Source organism: Paractinoplanes maris, from assembly GCF_023544465.1.
Classification (GTDB): domain Bacteria; phylum Actinomycetota; class Actinomycetes; order Mycobacteriales; family Micromonosporaceae; genus Actinoplanes; species Actinoplanes maris.
Genome location: NZ_JALPVL010000002.1, coordinates 341,832 through 359,023 on the forward strand (window position 1 = coordinate 341,832; position 17,192 = coordinate 359,023).

The window sequence follows — 17,192 nt, forward strand, 5'->3', positions numbered from 1 at the left end:
AATCCCTGTTCCGGACGTTACGCTTCCCTATCCCGCACCCGGTGACGGCCGATCGGCACGATCATCGGCGTGTTCGAGATCGGGTCGTTCACCAGGCGGCAGCGCATGCCGAAGACGTCGGCGACGATCTCTTCGGACAGCACGTCGTTGGGGTGGCCCGCGGTCACCACCGCGCCGTCCTTCATCACCACCAGGTGGTCGGCGTAGCGGAAGGCCAGGTTGAGCTCGTGCAGCACGATCACGATCGTGGTGCCCTCGGCCTCGTTCAGGTCGGTCAGCAGGTCGAGCACCTCGACCTGGTGGCTGATGTCGAGATAGGTGGTCGGCTCGTCGAGCAGCAGGATCCCGGTGCGCTGGGCCAGCGCCATCGCGATCCACACCCGCTGCCGCTGGCCGCCGGAGAGCTCGTCGACCGGGCGGGCGGCCAGCGCCAGCGTGCCGGTCGCGGTGAGCGCCGCCGTGACCGCCTCGTCGTCGTCGCCGCTCCACCGCCGGAACCAGCCCTGGTGCACGTGCCGGCCCCGGCTGACCAGGTCGGTCACCGTGATGCCGTCCGGCGCGACCGGGCCCTGGGGCAGGATGCCGAGCTGGAGCGCGACCTCGCGGCTGGGTGTGGCGTGGATCGACTTGCCGTCCAGCAGGACGTCGCCCGACGAGGCCGGGAGCAGGCGGGCCAGCCCCCGCAGGAAGGTCGACTTCCCGCACGCGTTGGGCCCGACGATGATCGTCACCTGGCCGGTCGGCACGGGCATGGTCAGGTCGCGGACGACCGTCCGCTCGCCGTAACCCAGCGACAACCCGTCGGCCTTCAGATCCCAGGGCACGATCAACCTCCTCGGCCGGAGCGATTGGCCGTGGCCAGCAGCCACAGCAGGTAGGGGGCGCCGATGACGCCGGTGACGACGCCGACCGGGAACTCGCGCGAGCCGAGCAGGTGCGACCCGATGAAGTCGGAGACGAGCACGAGCAGGGCGCCGACCAGAGCAGCCTGGATGAGTACGGGACGTCCGCCGCCGACCAGACGCGCGGCGATCGGGCCGGACATGAACGCCACGAAGGCGATCGGCCCGGCCGCCGCGGTCGCCATCCCGGCCAGGCCGACCGCGATGATCAGCAGCGCGAAACGGCTCCACTGGACGCGTACGCCGAAGGCCGTGGCCAGATCGTCGCCGAGCTGCATGCCGGTCAGCGCGCGCCCCAGGATCAGGGCCAGGGGCAGCAGGATCACCAGGGCGACCGCGAGCGGGACGATCTGCGGCCACGTCCGGCCGTTGACGCTGCCGGTCAGCCAGATCATCGCCTCGGCCGCGACTTTGACGTCCGAGCGGGTCAGAATGTAGGAGGTGATGCTGGTCAGCACCGTGCCGATGCCGATCCCGACCAGGATGAAGCGATAGCCGCCCACCCCTTTGCGCCACGACAGCGCATAGATCGTCAGCGCGCTGACCACCGCACCGGCCAGACCGGCGGCCGCGACGATGCCGCCGTCGAGCCCGAGGACCAGCACGGCCACGATTCCCGCAGTCGTCGCGCCCTGGCTCACCCCGATCACGTCGGGGCTGGCCAGCGGGTTGCGCAAAAGCTGCTGAAAGACCGTGCCGGCCAGCCCGAAGGCCAGCCCGGTCAGAGCCGAGACGGAGGCCCGGGGCAGGCGCAGGTCGCGCATGATGTAGTCGACGCCGGCCGGGGTGGGCAGGCCCAGCAGCGAGCGCACCACGTCGGGCAGCGAGATCTGGAAGTCGCCGTAGGACAGCGTGAGCGCGAACATACCGAGCACCGCGACCAGCAGCGCGACGGCAACGGTCCGGGCCCGGGCCGACTCCCGGCCGCGGGTTGTCGCGACCACCCCCACGCTCACAGCTCGGCCAGTTTCTCGCGACGGGCCATGGCCACGAAGATCGGCGCCCCGATGATCGCGGTGACGATGCCGACCTGCACCTCACCCGGGCGCGCGACGACCCGGCCGATCACGTCGGCCACGAGCAGCAGCAACGGCGCCAGCAGCATCGAATACGGCAGCAGCCAGCGGTGGTCGGGCCCGGTGATGGACCGGGCGATGTGCGGGATGACGAGACCGATGAACACCAGCGGGCCGGCCATCGAGGTGGCCGTGCCGCAGAGCAGGACCACCGCGCCGGCCGCGACGAGCCGGGCGACGATCACGTTCTGACCGAACGAGGTGGCGACGTCGTCGCCCAGGGCCAGCGCGTTGAGCGCCCGCGCGGAATACAGGGCCAGGAGGGCGCCGGCGATCAGGAACGGCACACTCTGGACGGCGACGTCGGTGCCCCGCCCGGCCAGCGAGCCGACCTGCCAGAAGCGGAACTGGTCGTAGGCGTCCACGTCGGTGATCAGGACGGCGGTGGTGAACGAGACCAGCGCCGCCGTGACCGCGGCCCCGGCCAGTGCGAGCTTGACCGGGGTGGCACCGCCGCGCCCGATCGAGCCGACGGTGTAGACCAGGACCGAGGTGATCGCGGCCCCGAGAAAGCCGAACCAGACGTACCCGGTCAGGCTCGTGATGCCGAAGAAGCTGATCGCGATGACGATGAACAGACCGGCGCCGGCGTTGACACCGAGGATGCCGGGGTCGGCCAGCGGGTTGCGGGTGACACCCTGGATCACCGCGCCGGCCAGTCCGAAGGCGGCCCCGGCGAGCAGACCGACGATCGTCCGGGGCAGGCGGGACTGGGTGACGATCAGGTCTTCGGTCGAGTTCGGATCCGGGTTCACCAGCGCGTGCAGCACCGTGCCGAAGGGCACGTCCCGGGCGCCGACGGCGAGGCTCAGCAGCGCGGCACCGGCGAGGGCCGCCGCGATCACCACCAGTCCGGTGGTGAGCACGACGGCCCTGCGGTGCCGGGTGTCTGTGTCCGGCACCGGTAGTCAGCCGGCGGCGGTGGCCAGCAACGGGGTGACCTTGTCCACGGCGTAGGACAGGCCGGCGACGGACGCGCTCGAGAACGCGTTCGAGATGTCCTTGTCATCCATGTAGGCGACGTGCCCGGCCTTGACCGACGGCACCGCCTGGAAGAGCTTGTCGTTCTTGACCTGGTCCAGAGTGGCCTGGATCAGGAACACCACCGTGACGCCGGCGTCGGCCAGGTCGAGCTGCTCGTTGGAGAGCGGGATGTAGAACGAGTCCTTCTTCAGGGCCTCGATCGCCGGCGCGTTCTTGAAGCCGAGCTTGGTGAGGAAGTCGACCCGGCCGTCGCCGGTGACGTAGGCGCCCCAGCCGTCCCCGGTGCGGGCGACCGCGGCGACGGTCTTGTCCTTGAATCCCGGGTTGGCCGCGGCGGCCGCGGTGAACTTCGCGTCCAGGTCGGTCTTGAGCTTGGCCGCCTCGGTCTGCTTGCCGAGCGCCTTGCCGATCATGTCGAGCTGCTGCTCCCACGTGGTCAGATACATCTCGCCGCCCTGGGGGACGTCGACCACGGGCACGCCGAGCTTGGCCAGCTGGTCGTGGCGCGCCTTCTCGCCGCTGCCCCGGGTGTCGAGGATCAGGTCGGGCTTGAGGGCCGCCACCTTCTCCATGTCGAGCTCGAGGGTGCCGAGGATCTCGGGTGCCGTCGTGTACTTCCCGGCGTTCCACGGGCCCTGACCCTCGCCGCCGAACGCCAGCCAGTCGGACGCCCCGACCGGCTGCACGCCGAGCGAGAGGGCGACGTCGGCGTCGCTCCAGCCCAGCGCGACGACCCGCTCGGGCTGCTTGCCGACCGTCACGTCGCCGAAGGCGGTAGTGATCGTGACCGGGAACTGGGAGGCGGCCGACGGGCCCGGATCGGAGGCCGCGCCGGTGTCCTCCGTGCCGCTCGTCGAGCAGCCGGAGAGGGCCACGACGGCACCGAGGATGGCTACCGGCAGCAACCGGCGGGCGCGCGAAAAGGGTGAACGCATGAAGGCTCCATCAAGATTCAAAGGTGAGCCTAACCTAACGGCAACCACCATATCCGCAAGTCACAGCCACTCAGGTCACATTTCCATACGTCCTGCCAGGTGGGCCGCGGCGGCGATGGTGGCCGCGTACTGGACCGCGACGAGCCGCCCGATCTCGATCGGCTCCAGTTCGGCCACCCGGGCGTCCTCGGCCAGCCACTCGGCATAACGCTGCTCCACCTCGGCCAGTGCGGCCCGGATCTGCCCGCGCACGTTGCCCACCGCGGCCTCACCCCGCAGCGCGCGCCGCAGGATCCCGCCGTAGCGCAGCCGATACTCGTGCACATTGAGGGCCAGCGAGTTGGCCTCGGCCACCGTGGCCGGACGGTCCGAGGCCGGTTCCTTGCTGCGGGCCAGCCGCGCCGGGCCCGTGCTCTCGAGCATGGCGGCATAGAAGCGGGCCGCCCGCCAGAACGGCGAGGCCGGGGCCAGCAGGTGGCTTTCGACCGAGGCCAGCGTACGGGTGAGCAGCTCGGCCAGATCGGTGAGCGCGACCGCGTTGGCGGCCAGCGCCTCGGCGTAACCCAGCCCGGCCGGTGACGTGTCGCCGGCCCGCGTGTCCAACCAGTACGGCAGCTCACTGACCAGCATGAACGAGCCCCACCGACCGGCGTACCAGGTGGTACTGCCGCCCTCGAAGATCCACGGCTCGTTGCGCGCCATCGTGCGCTCGTAGACGGTGGCCAGCGGCGTCGCCTCGTAGATGGCGTCGTCCAGCAGCACCAGATCGGGCGCCTCGGGCTCGCCGCGGTCGAGCGGGATGCCCAGGTGCTCGGGCACCCGCTGCAGGATCGGGTGCAGCCGCGGCTCGGCCCGGCTGAGCCAGTAATACGCCCCGCCCAGCTCGCTGTTGTGCAGTGAGGCGATCAGCGCCGGCCGGTGCGCGTCGATCAGCCGCATCAGCGCCTGGGTCTCGGGGATCGGCTCGTCGAAGTACGCGTCCTCGTGGTTGACCGGGAACGTCCACTCGACCTGGTCGCGGCCGGCCGGGCGATAGAAGTGCTCGGCGTAGTGCGCGCGGGTGAACGGGCCCCGCAGCCAGCCCTCGTTGAGCCGCAGCCCGTCGGGGTCGGCGCAGTCCACGATCCGCCACGTGTGGCCCAGCCGCTCGCGTAACGCCGGGTCGGCGCAGAGACGTTCGGCCAGGTGCAGCGCGGTCAGGCCACCGATCGGCTCGTTGGGGTGCGGCAGTCCGAAGGCCAGCGCCTCGGGGGCGTCCGGATCCTCCGCCGAGATGGTCAGGCACCAGAGCGGGTTGCCCTGCCGGGAACTGCCGCAGCGCCGCAACGAGGCGACGCCGGGGTGACGATCCGCGATCCGCCGGAGCCCGGCGTGCAGGTCGTCGACCCCGGCGAAGGCCTCGTAGGCCGGCACGGTCTCGATCTCGGAGAGGAGCCAGGCGGGAAGGTTGTCCACCCCGCCATCTTCCCCGCTATTCCTTGGTACCGGCTGCATGCACTGGCGGAACCCGCAGCAGGCGGCTCACCGGCAGGATCGTGGTCACCAGGGCCAGCGCGGTCGTCCCGCCCAGCACGATGACCCAGCCCAGCGGCGGGATGTAGGGCACGAATGTGCCGGTCAGCGCGTGCACCACGGCGATCAGGGTGGCCCCGGCGATCGCCGCGCCGACCGTCAGCGCCGTCCCCAGCAGGCCGACCTGCTCGGCGTTGACCATGCGCCGCACCTGGCGCCGGGTGACCCCGGCCAGTCGCAGCAGCGCGAGCTCGCGGCCGCGGGCCAGCGCGGCCATCACCATGGTGTTGCCGGCCGCCAGCGCGGCGTAGCCGACCATCACCGTGATCAGCAGCTTGTTGAGCCAGGCGCTGATGGCCAGGTCGCGGCCGAGCTGACCGGTGAGGTCGTCGGCGGTGGTGACCGTGCCGACGGCGGCCAGTTGCCGATCGGTGGTGCCCTGGGTGCGGACGAGCACCTCGTCGTACGTACCGCCGCTCTGCGGGAGCAGGACGTCGCCGAAGCCGAGGCCCCGGTCGTAGATCGCGACCACCCGGGACTTGACCGGGGTGCCGTCGGCCAGCCACATCTCCGCCGTGCCGCCGACCTTCCAGCCGGAGGACGACGCCTGCAGGGCCGAGGCCGCGATCGTGCCGTCGGTCAGGCCGGCCAGGCTGCCCTCGCGCACCTTCAGGTCCATCGTGGACGTGAGCTGGGCCGGGTCGGCGGCGCGGGCCACGGCCGGCTCGGCGCCGTCGAAGACACGGACCACGACCGACGTACGCCGGACGCCCGTGGCCGCCTCGACACCGGGGATCTGCCGCACCTTTGCGACCGCCGCCGGTGACAGACCTTGCGGTGCGGTCAGCACCCGGTCGGCCAGCATGCCGTCGCGGCTCTGGGCCACGGTCTGGCGCTGCAGATTGTCCTGCAGGAACCAGACCGAGCCGCCGAACCCGACCGACAGCACCAGAGCGCTCAGCACCGCCGACATACCCCGCGCGTTGGCCCGCAGGTTGGCCACCGCCAGGTCCCCCGAGACCCCCCACACCGTACGCAGGACCGGCGCGAGCAGCCGGGCGGCGAACCCGTTGACCCACGGCGCCAGCAGCGCGACCGCCATCACGAAGAGGTAAAGCATGCCGACCGCCGCCGCGAGCGCGGCCGTGCCCGCCAGTGCGGCCGCGAAGAACAGCGACACCACGGCACCGGCCAGCGTCAGCAAACCGAAGGCGAGGCGGACGCGGCCGCCCCGGGGCGGCTCGACGGCGATCTCGCCGAGCGCCTCGGCCGGGCGGATCCGGGCGACGCGGCGGGCCGCGAGCCGGGCCGCCAGCACCGCGACCAGCATGGTCAGCGCGACGGCGACCAGGGCGCCGAGCGCGGGGTTGACGATCGGGAAGCCGGCCGGCAGGAAGCCGCGGGTGACCATCTCGTCGTGCACCCAGTGGGTGGCCCAGAGACCGGCCGGCACGCCGATCACGGCCGAGGCCAGACCCACGACGGCGGCCTCGGCGACCACCAGACGGCGTACCTGGGCCGGGGTGGCGGCGACGGCCCGGAGCAGGGCCAGATCGCGGCGGCGGTGCCGGACCGAGAGGCCGACCGTGCCCGCCACCACAAAGACGATCAGCAGGACCACGTAGCCACCGAAGGCGGAACCCGCCTCGACCAGGAGCGATCGGGCCTCGATCGCGGTGGACGACTCGGCCCAGCCGCGCTCGTCCCCGGCGTACGCCTCGACCCCGGCCCCCTCGGCCAGCTGATCGATCCTCTCGTTCACCGAGGACGGAGCCTGAATGGCGATCGCCGTCGCCCGGTCGCCCCGCACGCCGACGACCTGGACCTCGGTCACCCCGCTCAGGGCGCGGATCTGGTCGGCCAGCGCCACCGGGACGGTGCCCTCGGGCAGTGGCACCTCGGAGGTGGTGACCTCGCCGTCGAACTCCTTGGTGGAGACGGTGATGTGCCGGTGGGCGACCACGACGTCGGCTGCGGCGAACTGCTTCGGCTCGGGCTTGAACTGCAGGCCGGACTGCACGAAGACGGCCAGGGACATCAGGATCATCACGCCGCCGGCCAGGGCGACCAGGGTGGCGATGGAGGTGCCGGGACGCCGGAGCAGCAGGCGCATCGCGAGCTTGAACATGATCAGGCCTTCCACCGCGTCGCGAGGATCTCGGCGATCTTCTCGGCGCCGAGCTGGGGCAGGTCGCGCACGATCCGGCCGTCGGCCAGCACCAGGACGCGATCGGCGTAGGAGGCGGCGACCGGGTCGTGGGTCACCATCACCACGGTCTGGCCGTATTCGTCGACCATCGACCGCAGCAGACCGAGCACCTCGGCCGCCGTCGAGGTGTCGAGCGCGCCGGTCGGCTCGTCGGCGAACACCACGTCGGGGCGCACGGCGAGCGCCCGGGCGATGGCGACCCGCTGTTGCTGGCCACCGGAGAGCTGAGCCGGGCGGTGGGTCAGCCGGTTGGTCAGGCCGACCCGCTCGATCACGCCGCCCACCCACTGCCAGTCGGTCCGCTCACCGGCGAGCTTCGAGGGAAGCAGGATGTTCTCCTCGACGGTGAGCGCGCCGATCAGGTTGAAGGACTGGAAGACGAAGCCGATGCGGTCGCGCCGCAGCTCGGTCAGTTTCGTCTCGGACAGCTCGGAGAGCTCGGTGCCGCCGACCCAGACCCGGCCCGACGTGGGGCGGTCGAGGCCGGCCGCGGTCTGCAGCAGCGTGCTCTTGCCGGAGCCGGACGCGCCCATCACCGCGGTGAACGTGCCGCGGGCGAAGGCCGCGTCCACCCCGGCGAGGGCCGCGACCGGCTGCCCGTCGGTGGCGTACGTCCGGGTGAGTCCTTCCACCCGGACCGCGAGCATGTCGTTCATCTCAGGCGCCTCTCAGTGTCGTTGGCTGACACCGGAAACGCTATTTCGCGCAACGGTCAAGATCGATGAAGCCAGCAGGCCTCTTCGTGGTACAGCCTGCTCTACCTGAGGCTATTGCCGCAGGTAGCGCAGCACGGCGGTGACCCGGCGGTCGGCCCGGTCGTCGGGGGCCAGGTCGAGCTTGGCGAAGATGCTGCGGATGTGTTTGTGCACCGCCCCCTCGGTGACCACCAGCTTCTCGGCGATCGCGGTGTTGCCCAGTCCCTCGGCCATCAGCGCCAGCACGTCCCGCTCGCGCGGGCTCAGCCGGGTCAGCGCGTCGTCGGGCCGGCTGCGCGACAGCAGCAACCCGACCACTTCCGGGTCGACGGCGGTGCCACCGTCGGCCACCCGGTGCAGCGCCTCGAGGAACTGCTCGACCCGGCCCACCCGCTCCTTGAGCAGGTAACCGAGGCCGGCCGCGCCGCCGGCCAGCAGGTCGGTGGCAAAAGCCTGCTCGACGTACGCCGAGAGCACGAGCACCGCGAGGCCGGGCAACCGCCGCCGGGCCTCGACCGCGGCCACGATGCCCTCGTCGGTGTGTGTGGGCGGCATCCGCACGTCGACGATCGCCACGTCCGGCTTGTGCTCGTCGACCGCGGCCAGGAACGCCTCCGGCCCGTCGGTGGTGGCCACCACGTCGAGCGACTCGGCCCGCAGCAGCAGCGCCAGGCCCTCCCGCAGCAGCGCGTCGTCCTCGGCGATCACGATCCGCACGGCAGCTCCACTCGCAGGGTTGTCGGCCCGCCGGCCGGGCTGGTCAGGATCAGACTGCCGTCGTACGCCTCGACCCGCCGGCGGATCCCGGTGATCCCGGATCCGCCGTTCTCGTCGGCGCCGCCGTGACCGTCGTCCTCGATGCTCAGTCGCAGTCTCTGATTCTCGATGCGCGCGGTGACCCGGGCCGAGGTCGCCCCGCTGTGCTTGGTGATATTGGTGAGCGCCTCGGCCACCACGAAGTAGGCCGTGGCCTCGACCGACGCGGCGCAGCGGGTGGGCAGGTCGACATCGAGGCGGCAGGGCACGGCGCAGTCGGCCGCCAGCCCGGCCAGCGCGGCGTCGAGACCGCGGCCGTCGAGCACCGGCGGGAGGATGCCGCGCACCACGGTCCGCAGCTCGGCCAGGGCCTGCTCGGCCGCCTCCTGGGCCCGGTCGAGGACCTCGGTCGCGGTGGCCGGGTCCCGGGCGACCGCCCGCCGGGCCGCGCCGAGCAGCACGCTCACCGCGACCAGGCGGTTCTGGGCGCCGTCGTGCAGCGAGCGTTCGATGCGGCGCAGCTCGGCCGCGTGCGCGTCGAGGGCGGCGGCCCGGGTGGCAGTGAGCTCGACGATCCGCAGCGACAGGTCGGTGCCGGGCGGCGGTGCGAGCAGCCGGCGGCCCGGCCCGGCCTGCGCGCGGGCCAGCCACGGGGCCACGGCGATGCCGATGACGACCCAGGCCACGCCGTAGAGAGCCACGAGCAGCGCGTCGAGCTGGGTGTGAACCGACCAGAAGACCAGCCCCGGAGCCGACTCGGGGGACGCCCGGGACCACCAGAGCGGGTACGTCACATCCTGCAGCGCCGAGAGCGGGACGGTCAGGCCGAAGAGACTGATCAGGAAGCCGAGCGTCGCGTGCTCGGCGAGCCAGGCCACCTCCCGCCACAGCGACGGGTCACGCCAGGCCCGCAGGCTCGGTGGCAGCGGCCCCGGCCCGAGGATCTCGGGACCCCAGCGGGACAGACGGGCGCGTTCCCGGTCGGCCACCGCGCGGACGGTCTGGGCGGCCGACGGCGCGAAGAACAGCCCGATGCCGCCGAGACTGGCCACCGCCACCACCAGCAACCACAACAGCACGGGCAGCGCGAGAACCGCCGTGCCCAGCCCGCCGAAAAGCCGCCGCAGGGCGCTGACGGTGACGCGGGTGCGGCGCCGGAGCCCGTCGAGCGTCATAGCCCGCAACCCTAAACCCGGAGCACCCCGGTCGGCCTGCGGGATGACCAGAGGGCGGCGTTGAAGACGGCCCAGGCCACGCCGAGCAACAGCGCGGCGATCGTCTCGCTCAGGCTGCTCCAGCCCAGATAGACCCAGGAGCCCGCACAGACCGTGAGAACGGCGGCCGCCACCGTGCCCACGGTGACCCGTCGCGGCCAGGTCAGGCGGCGCGACAGCAGCCAGGTGAGCAGGCCGATCACCGCCGTCAGCTGGGCGACCTGCCCGGAGGCCAGGGCGGCCAGGGCCGGGCCGGCGTCACCGGCGCCCCGCAGGAGGTGGGGCATCGGGCCGTCGTACTCGAAAGCGGAGGGAAGGATCACCTCGGGCCGGCTCTGCCAGGAGGGCGGCGAGACGACCGCCAGGACGAGCACGAGGACCGCCATGGGCGCCAGCGGGGCGAGGCCGTCGAGCAGTCGCGCGCGGCGCCACCAGGCGTGGGCCACGGCGACGACGGCGGCCACGGCGAGCAGCACCTCCGGGCTGACCGAGGTCGCCAGGTCGAGCGCGAAGAGATAGCCGTCGGACGTCCACTGGTCACGCGCCCACCCGGTGACCGCGTCGTCGGCCGCGGACAACCCGCTGAGCTCGACGATCAGCGGGGTGACGGCGACCAGGAAGACGGCCAGGAGCACCAGCGCCCCGAGGCTGGCGAGCACCCGCGCCACCCAGCCGTCGTATCGCAGCGGTCGCCGCATCAGCGGTGGCACCCACGGCATCGGCGGCGGGTGGTCGCCCAGCCACCGGCCCGCGAGCACGAGCGCGATCAGCAGGGCGGTCAGCACGGCCAGCGCCCCGCCGGCCCGCCCGGCCCGGGCCGCCAGTACGTCGTAGGAGGCACCGGCCAGATAGCTGCCCAGCACCAGCCAGAGCGCCCACCCGACCGCCGCCGGGCTGTGCCAGGTCACGAATATCCGGTAAGGCACGCCGTTCATCCCGGCCAGCCGGGGCACCAGCGTGCGCGCACCGACCACCCACTGTCCGAAGAAGACAGCCCGCCCGCCGTGCCGGTCGAAGATCCGCTCGGCCCGCCGCCAGTGCCGTTCCTTGACCCACCGCGCCCGCGGTCCCCGGCGGCGACCGGCGAAGTATCCGCCCGTCCCGCCGAGGACCGCCGCCCCCGTTGCGACCAGCGCGGCCGGGACGATGCCCACCACCCCCTCGTTGGCGAGCAGGCCCAGCGCGACGAGCGCCGTCGCCGACGGCAGCACCAGCCCGGCGAGCAGCGCCGCCTCCGCGGCCACCAATGCAGCGACGACCACCAGCACCAGCCCCGTGGGCAGCGCCCCGATCAGGTTGCCGACCATCTGCATGCGGGCAGCCTATGGACGCTCGGACCCTAGGCGGATCGGTGAGATTCCCCTAAGCGCGAAGCGCCCGAAAATCATTTATCCCGATGGCCGGCAACCGAAACGTCTTATTCCCCATCCTCTTTTCGGCTATCGATCTTCTGGGTTACCCGGCGTGTTGAATGACCGTTTCCGGGGCGTCGGGATGCTTTCCTGATCATGCAACACCGAATTGCCGAAAACCCCTCCTGGAAAGGGAGAAAGACATGAACAAGGTAACGCGACTTCTCACGACCGCCGGTCTCGGCCTGCTCGCCGGAGTGGCTTTCGGTGTCGGCCCGGCGCAGGCCGCGGACGCCTCGGCGCCGAGTGCGGCCAAGGCCCAGACCGGCGCGGCGCAGGCCGACCGGAACTGGGGCCGCGAGGTGACGGTGGGCTACTACCGCTCGTACCGGGCCTGTGACCTGGCCGGTCGCATCGGTGAGCGGTTCAACCGCTGGAACGACTACGACTGCGAGTTCCAGCGCCGGGGCTTCCACCGCGGCACGTTCGCCCTCGAGGTCGAGCGCAGCTGGGGCCGGCCCGGCCACCGGTTCGACGACCGCGGCCGCGGCCACGACCGTTTCGACCACGACGGTCGCGGCGGCCGGGGTCGCTGACAACGGTTCCACAATAGTTTTCCCGCACTTACCGGCACCTATTTCCCGGAATATTGAAAAGGAGCCGCCTCTGCCCCCCACGCGCTGATCACTACCCCACAGGTCCCCGCCGGTGCCGGGCGCGTCACGCGCCCGGCACCCGCGTTTGCCCCGGACCTCGGTGAGATCCCCGAGCGAGGGCGGGAACTTCCGAGCGCCGGGGAACGACCAACCACTTCCGGCGGAACTACGATGGCGCCACGATCGCCCTGCGGAAGGACCTGTTGACCCCATGGACAAACCCCGCCGCCCCGGCCTGACCCGTCTGCTCGTCGCGCTGGCGGCGATGCTGGCCGTCCTGCTGCCCGGCGCCCCGGCGTTCGCCCACAACGCGCTGGCCCAGGCCACCCCGGCCAAGGGCGCCACCGTCAAGAAGGCTCCGACCAGCGTCAAGCTGAAGTTCCTGCAGAAGCTGAACCCCGACTACACGACGATCACCGTCACCGGCGCCGCCCGGGTCACCACGTCGGAGCCCGAGGTCGAGGGTGCCACCGGCACGGTCACCTTCGACCCGCTGGCCAACGGCGCCTACACGGTCGCCTACCGCGTGGTCTCCAAGGACGGTCACACGGTTCAGGGCTCCTACAAGTTCACCGTCGCCGACCCGTCCGCGACGGCCGAGCCCACCACCGCCCAAGCCACCTCCGCTCCCGCCTCGCCGGCCGCCGACGAGTCGCTGGTCGCCGCGCCCCCGCCGGCCACCAGTGCCGCCGCCCCGGCGACCGACCTGGCGTCCGGCCAGGAGGAGTCCGGGGGCAACGGACTGATCATCACGATCGTCGTCGTGGCGCTGGCCGTCGTGGCCCTCGGCGTCTTCCTTGTCACCCGTCGCCGCAGGACCACCTGAGATGGCCGCGCTCGGTGTCGCCGTCGTCGGTTTCGGCTGGATGGGGCAGGTGCACGCGCAGGCGTACGCCCGGGTGCCGCACCACTACGCCGAGATCGACCCCATCCGCCTGGTCTCGGTGGCCGACGACGTGCCCGGGCGCGCCGAGCAGGCGGCCCGGCGCTACGGCTTCGAGACGTCGACCCCGCAGTGGCGCGATCTGGTCGGTGATCCCCGGGTGCAAGCGGTCAGCATCACCGCGCCCAACTTCCTGCACCGCGAGATGGGCAGCGCGTTCGCGGCGGCCGGACAGCACATCTGGATCGAGAAACCGGTCGGGCTGACCGCGGCCGACGCGCGGGCGATCGTCGGTGACGTCCAGGTGACCGTCGGGTTCAACTACCGGAACGCGCCGGCCGTCGAGACGGCCCGGGCGCTCATCGCCGACGGCGAGATCGGGGCGGTCACGCACGCCCGGTTCCGGTTCCTGAGCGACTACGCGGCCCATCCCGACGGCGCTCTGAGCTGGCGCTTCGAGCGGGCCCGGGGTGGCAACGGCGTGCTCGGCGACCTCGGTGCACACGGCGTCGACCTGATCCGCCACCTGCTCGGCGAGATCGACTCGCTGGTGGCCGACACCGCGATCTTCATCCCGGGCCGGCCCCGGCCGACCGCCGCCACGGCCGGCCACGAACGCGGCAGCGGCGAGCCGGGCCCGGTCGAGAACGACGACTGGTTCGGCAGCCTGCTGCGGATGGCCTCGGGCGCCCGGGTGACTCTGGACTGCAGCCGCGTCGCCGTGGGCGAGCAGAACAGCTACGGTTTCGAGATCCACGGCACCCGGGGCGCGCTGTTCTGGGACTTCCGCCGGATGGGCGAGCTGGGCATCGCCACGGGGTCGTCCTATCAGGACGAGCCGGTGCGCATCCACTACGCCGGCCCGGCCGACGGAGACTTCGGCGCGTTCCAGCCCGGTGCCGGCATCCCGATGGGCTACGACGACCTCAAGGTCATCGAGGCGGCGCGCTTCCTGCGCTCGGTCGCGGACAAACAGCCGTACGGGGCCTCGCTGGTCGACGCCGTCCGGGCCGCCGAGGCCCTGGACGCGATGGAGCAGTCGGCCGCATCCGGAGCCTGGGTCACGCTGAACCACGCCGGCTAGACCAGAAAGCGCCGGAACCACTCCACGGCCAGCTGGTCGACCCGCGCGGCGTGCGGGGTCCGCGGCGCCGCCTCGGTTCCGGGCTCCTCGGCCAGGGCGTGCCCCATGTCCGGTACGACGTGCAGGTCGGCGATCGCGCCGCGCGGGCGCCCTGGGCCGGTGCCGACGCCACGTACGGAACTCCGGCCGCCACTCCCGGAAAAACCATGCCGCACGGGGTATCACGGGGGTATGGGCGACATTCTTCTGACGGGTGCGGCCGGGCGGATCGGCCGGATGCTGCGGGCCCGGCTGAGCACCCGGCACTCGTGGCGCTTCACCGACCTGCGGCCCGAGCCCGGCGTGGCTGCCCTCGACGTCACCGACGCCGATGCCGTGGCCAGGGCGTGCGAGGGTGTCGACACCGTGGTCCACCTGGCCGGGCTGGCTGGTGGCGGCTCGTTCGACGAGGTGCTGGAGTCGAATGTGCGCGGCACCGAGAACGTGTTCCGCACCGGCGTCGCCCGGGTCGTCCTGGCCTCGAGCAACCACGCGGCCGGCTTCTATTCGCGCGCCGACGCCCTCCCCGACGGCCTGCCCGACGACGTGACACCCCGCCCGGACTCCTACTACGGCTGGAGCAAGGCGGCGACCGAGTCCCTGGCCCGCCTCTACCACGACCGTTGCGGCACGCATGTCGTCTGCCTGCGGATCGGTGCCTGTTTCGAGCGGCCCCGCCAACCCCGCGACCTGTCCCTGTGGCTCTCCCCCGACGACGCCGGGCGGCTGGTCGAGGCATCGCTGCAGGCCACCGGATTCCACGTCGTGTGGGGCATCTCGGCCAACCGCCACCGCTGGTTCTCCGCCCGCGGCGCCCGGGACATCGGTTACGTCCCGCGCGACGACGCGGCCGATCACCTCCTCGGTGAGCCGGACCTCACGCGAGTAGAGCAGCAGCTGGTCGGCGGCACCGTCCCGGCTCGCCCTCTCACCGGCTGAACCGCCGCGACAGCTCGGCCAGGCGACCACGCTGCGCCGAGCCCGCCTGCCTGACCACAAAGGACCGGATCACCGCCGGCGACCACACCTCGATCGACTCGGTCAGCGCCGTACCCGTCCCCGACGCCGCCAGCTCGACCGTCGCCACCAGCCGGACCCGGCCCGGGCTGACCACCTCGCTCACCAGCCGCCGATCCTCCTCGGCCCCGGTCAGAATGACCCGGATCGGGTTGTCCCAGTGGAACGGACCGAGCCGGAACCGCTCGACCGCGACGTAGGAGATCGCCCGCCCCTGCGCCCGGACGTCACGCACCGCGACGACCAGCGGCGACAGGGCCACGTAGCTCTGCGGCTCCAGGAGATGCGCATAGATCGCCGGCGGCGGCGCGGGCAGCCGTACGGTCTCGCTGAACTGGTCGAACGGCATGCGGCGAGCTCTCCCAACACCTTGATTTAAGAATCTTTAAGGTTCTGACCTGGGCTGACTGTTGACAAGACATCGATAGGCAACATTATTGTTAACCACCTTGCCAATCCCCTCCACGGCAGACGAGGTATCCCCATGAAGAAGCGCACGCTCCTGGCCGCGGCACTCTCCACCGCTGTCGTCGCCGGGCTCGGCGTCCTCGGCATCACCAATGCCAACGCCGCCGCCCTCAACCCCGCAGTCGCCCCGGGCGGCAACTTCAACCTCTCAGTCTGGTCCCTCCAGCTACCTGTCGGCTCCCCCGGATCGCCCGAGACGATCTCGCCGGCCCGGCTCCAGGGCGCCTCCGGTTACACCAACCCCGCCTACTTCTGGACCGACAAGAACGACGGCTCCATGACCTTCTGGGCACCGGAGAAGGGTGTCACCACGCCCAATTCGAAGTACGCCCGCTCCGAGCTCCGCGAGATGAACGCCAACGGCTCCGCGGCCAACTGGACGCTGGCCGGCAACCACACGCTGAGCGCCGAGCTGCGCATCGTCTCGGTGACCAAGAACGTCGCCGTCGGCCAGGTCAAGCTGGGCACCGGCGGCACCTCGACCAAGCCGCTGTTCGAGCTGTACTACCGGGCCAACGGCGACATCTACCTCGGCCAGCAGCGCAGCCCCACCGACGGCCAGACCCTGCATAAGCTGGGCAACGTGGCGGTCGGTCAGAAGTGGACCTACGTCCTCAACGTCCAGGGCAACAAGGCCGGCGTCACCATCAACGGCAGCAAGACGAACTACACGATCCCATCGTCGTTCAACCCGTACAAGCAGTATTTCAAGGCCGGCTCGTACAACCAGTCGTCCTCCGAGAGCACGTCCAACGGCGCCAAGGTCAAGTTCTACAACCTCACGGTCAGCCACGCCTGACCGTGCCGGGCCGAGGCCGCCGCCGTCTGCTCACGCAGGTGCGCGGCGGCTGACGCCACATCAGCTCGACGGCGGGCGCAACGCGTTCGACAGCGTGCGGGTGAGCAGGTCGAGCACGTGGTGGCGGGACGCGTCCTGACGCTGGGCGCGGTATTCCCAGGCCGCGTACAACTGGCTCCAGAGCAGGGCGAGCACCCAGTCGGGGGGCAGGGCCGGGTCGATCGAGCCGTCCGCCCGGCCGCGCTCGATGACTCGGAGCAGGCCGCCCTCGTCCTGCGACTCCCAGCACTCGCCGCCCTGACCGGCGAACATCAGCGACAGCAGCGAGCCGAGGTCGAAATACTCCCGGCAGAGCCGCAGCAGGGCCTCGGCCCCGGTGCCCCGCTCGAGGTCGGCCAGCGTTGCCGCCCGGACGAGGCGCTCCCCACCCTCGGCGGACACCGCGGCCAGCAGGTCAGCCCGCTCGGCGAAGTAGCGGTGCAGTGTGGTGCGCCCGACCTGCGCCGCGGCGGCGATGTCACCCAGCGAGCAGGCCGGATTGCCGGCCAGCAGGTCGATCGCGGCATCGATGATCGCCTGCCGCGTGCGGTTCTTGACTCCGGAGGTCACGG

Annotated in this window: 17 protein-coding genes; 5 read left to right on the top strand and 12 right to left on the bottom strand. The window is 71.8% G+C overall.

All coding sequences use genetic code 11. From position 1 onward, the window contains the following. Positions 1-17: 17 nt before the first annotated feature. From NAG42_RS06525 to NAG42_RS06570, 10 genes are all read right to left on the bottom strand, one after another. On the bottom strand, positions 18-824 hold the full coding sequence (locus NAG42_RS06525) for an ABC transporter ATP-binding protein (RefSeq protein WP_250028771.1): 807 nt from the start codon (positions 822-824) through the stop codon (positions 18-20). A gap of 2 nt (positions 825-826) precedes the next feature. Further along, the gene (locus NAG42_RS06530; protein WP_250028773.1) at positions 827-1,852 is read right to left on the bottom strand and encodes a FecCD family ABC transporter permease; all 1,026 of its coding nucleotides are present in this window, start codon (positions 1,850-1,852) and stop codon (positions 827-829) included. Between the two features lie 2 nt (positions 1,853-1,854). Further along, positions 1,855-2,880, bottom strand: a complete 1,026-nt coding sequence (locus tag NAG42_RS06535; RefSeq protein WP_250028775.1) for a FecCD family ABC transporter permease — start codon at positions 2,878-2,880, stop codon at positions 1,855-1,857. Between the two features lie 6 nt (positions 2,881-2,886). Next, positions 2,887-3,897: an iron-siderophore ABC transporter substrate-binding protein gene (locus NAG42_RS06540; RefSeq protein WP_250028776.1), complete on the bottom strand. Its 1,011-nt coding sequence runs from the start codon at positions 3,895-3,897 to the stop codon at positions 2,887-2,889. Between the two features lie 75 nt (positions 3,898-3,972). Next, on the bottom strand, positions 3,973-5,352 hold the full coding sequence (locus NAG42_RS06545; RefSeq protein ID WP_250028777.1) for a M14 family zinc carboxypeptidase: 1,380 nt from the start codon (positions 5,350-5,352) through the stop codon (positions 3,973-3,975). A 16-nt stretch (positions 5,353-5,368) separates the two neighbouring features. Further along, positions 5,369-7,537, bottom strand: a complete 2,169-nt coding sequence (locus NAG42_RS06550; protein WP_250028778.1) for an ABC transporter permease — start codon at positions 7,535-7,537, stop codon at positions 5,369-5,371. 2 nt (positions 7,538-7,539) lie between these two features. Further along, positions 7,540-8,265, bottom strand: a complete 726-nt coding sequence (locus NAG42_RS06555; protein ID WP_250029324.1) for an ABC transporter ATP-binding protein — start codon at positions 8,263-8,265, stop codon at positions 7,540-7,542. 120 nt (positions 8,266-8,385) lie between these two features. Beyond that, a complete protein-coding gene (locus tag NAG42_RS06560; RefSeq protein WP_250028779.1) occupies positions 8,386-9,030 on the bottom strand; it encodes a response regulator transcription factor in 645 nt (214 codons plus the stop codon). Continuing rightward, positions 9,018-10,244 carry a sensor histidine kinase gene (locus NAG42_RS06565; RefSeq protein WP_250028780.1) on the bottom strand — a complete coding sequence of 409 codons (1,227 nt, stop codon included), beginning with the start codon at positions 10,242-10,244 and terminating at the stop codon, positions 9,018-9,020. Before NAG42_RS06565 ends, NAG42_RS06560 begins: the two co-directional genes overlap by 13 nt. A gap of 11 nt (positions 10,245-10,255) precedes the next feature. Beyond that, positions 10,256-11,596 carry a DedA family protein gene (locus NAG42_RS06570; RefSeq protein WP_250028781.1) on the bottom strand — a complete coding sequence of 447 codons (1,341 nt, stop codon included), beginning with the start codon at positions 11,594-11,596 and terminating at the stop codon, positions 10,256-10,258. A 242-nt stretch (positions 11,597-11,838) separates the two neighbouring features. Between NAG42_RS06570 and NAG42_RS06575 the strand changes: the two genes are divergently transcribed. The 4 genes from NAG42_RS06575 (at position 11,839) to NAG42_RS06590 (ending at position 15,236) form a co-directional block, all read left to right on the top strand. Further along, positions 11,839-12,231, top strand: a complete 393-nt coding sequence (locus NAG42_RS06575; protein ID WP_250028782.1) for a hypothetical protein — start codon at positions 11,839-11,841, stop codon at positions 12,229-12,231. Positions 12,232-12,502: 271 nt separating this feature from the next. Then, on the top strand, positions 12,503-13,117 hold the full coding sequence (locus tag NAG42_RS06580; RefSeq protein ID WP_438872371.1) for a copper resistance CopC family protein: 615 nt from the start codon (positions 12,503-12,505) through the stop codon (positions 13,115-13,117). Between the two features lies 1 nt (position 13,118). Continuing rightward, a complete protein-coding gene (locus tag NAG42_RS06585) occupies positions 13,119-14,258 on the top strand; it encodes a Gfo/Idh/MocA family protein (protein WP_250028783.1) in 1,140 nt (379 codons plus the stop codon). A gap of 231 nt (positions 14,259-14,489) precedes the next feature. Further along, complete coding sequence (locus NAG42_RS06590; RefSeq protein WP_250028785.1) at positions 14,490-15,236, top strand: NAD-dependent epimerase/dehydratase family protein; 747 nt, start codon at positions 14,490-14,492, stop codon at positions 15,234-15,236. Here the strand turns inward: NAG42_RS06590 and NAG42_RS06595 are convergent. Beyond that, positions 15,226-15,663, bottom strand: coding sequence for an SRPBCC family protein (locus tag NAG42_RS06595; protein WP_250028786.1), 438 nt, complete (start codon positions 15,661-15,663; stop codon positions 15,226-15,228). The two genes, NAG42_RS06590 and NAG42_RS06595, sit on opposite strands and share 11 nt — an antisense overlap. A 135-nt stretch (positions 15,664-15,798) precedes the next feature. Between NAG42_RS06595 and NAG42_RS06600 the strand changes: the two genes are divergently transcribed. Next, positions 15,799-16,581: a polysaccharide lyase family 7 protein gene (locus tag NAG42_RS06600; protein WP_250028787.1), complete on the top strand. Its 783-nt coding sequence runs from the start codon at positions 15,799-15,801 to the stop codon at positions 16,579-16,581. Between the two features lie 60 nt (positions 16,582-16,641). Here the strand turns inward: NAG42_RS06600 and NAG42_RS06605 are convergent, their stop codons facing one another. Further along, complete coding sequence (locus NAG42_RS06605; RefSeq protein ID WP_250028788.1) at positions 16,642-17,190, bottom strand: TetR/AcrR family transcriptional regulator; 549 nt, start codon at positions 17,188-17,190, stop codon at positions 16,642-16,644. Positions 17,191-17,192: the final 2 nt, after the last annotated feature.

Coding starts and splice junctions, on each gene's coding strand:
- NAG42_RS06600 (WP_250028787.1), top strand. CDS start 15,799: ATGAAGAAGCGCACGCTCCTGGCCGCGGCACTCTCCACCGCTGTCGTC.
- NAG42_RS06580 (WP_438872371.1), top strand. CDS start 12,503: ATGGACAAACCCCGCCGCCCCGGCCTGACCCGTCTGCTCGTCGCGCTG.
- NAG42_RS06570 (WP_250028781.1), bottom strand. CDS start 11,596: ATGCAGATGGTCGGCAACCTGATCGGGGCGCTGCCCACGGGGCTGGTG.
- NAG42_RS06555 (WP_250029324.1), bottom strand. CDS start 8,265: ATGCTCGCGGTCCGGGTGGAAGGACTCACCCGGACGTACGCCACCGAC.
- NAG42_RS06540 (WP_250028776.1), bottom strand. CDS start 3,897: ATGCGTTCACCCTTTTCGCGCGCCCGCCGGTTGCTGCCGGTAGCCATC.
- NAG42_RS06565 (WP_250028780.1), bottom strand. CDS start 10,244: ATGACGCTCGACGGGCTCCGGCGCCGCACCCGCGTCACCGTCAGCGCC.
- NAG42_RS06590 (WP_250028785.1), top strand. CDS start 14,490: ATGGGCGACATTCTTCTGACGGGTGCGGCCGGGCGGATCGGCCGGATG.
- NAG42_RS06575 (WP_250028782.1), top strand. CDS start 11,839: ATGAACAAGGTAACGCGACTTCTCACGACCGCCGGTCTCGGCCTGCTC.
- NAG42_RS06550 (WP_250028778.1), bottom strand. CDS start 7,537: ATGTTCAAGCTCGCGATGCGCCTGCTGCTCCGGCGTCCCGGCACCTCC.
- NAG42_RS06585 (WP_250028783.1), top strand. CDS start 13,119: ATGGCCGCGCTCGGTGTCGCCGTCGTCGGTTTCGGCTGGATGGGGCAG.
- NAG42_RS06595 (WP_250028786.1), bottom strand. CDS start 15,663: ATGCCGTTCGACCAGTTCAGCGAGACCGTACGGCTGCCCGCGCCGCCG.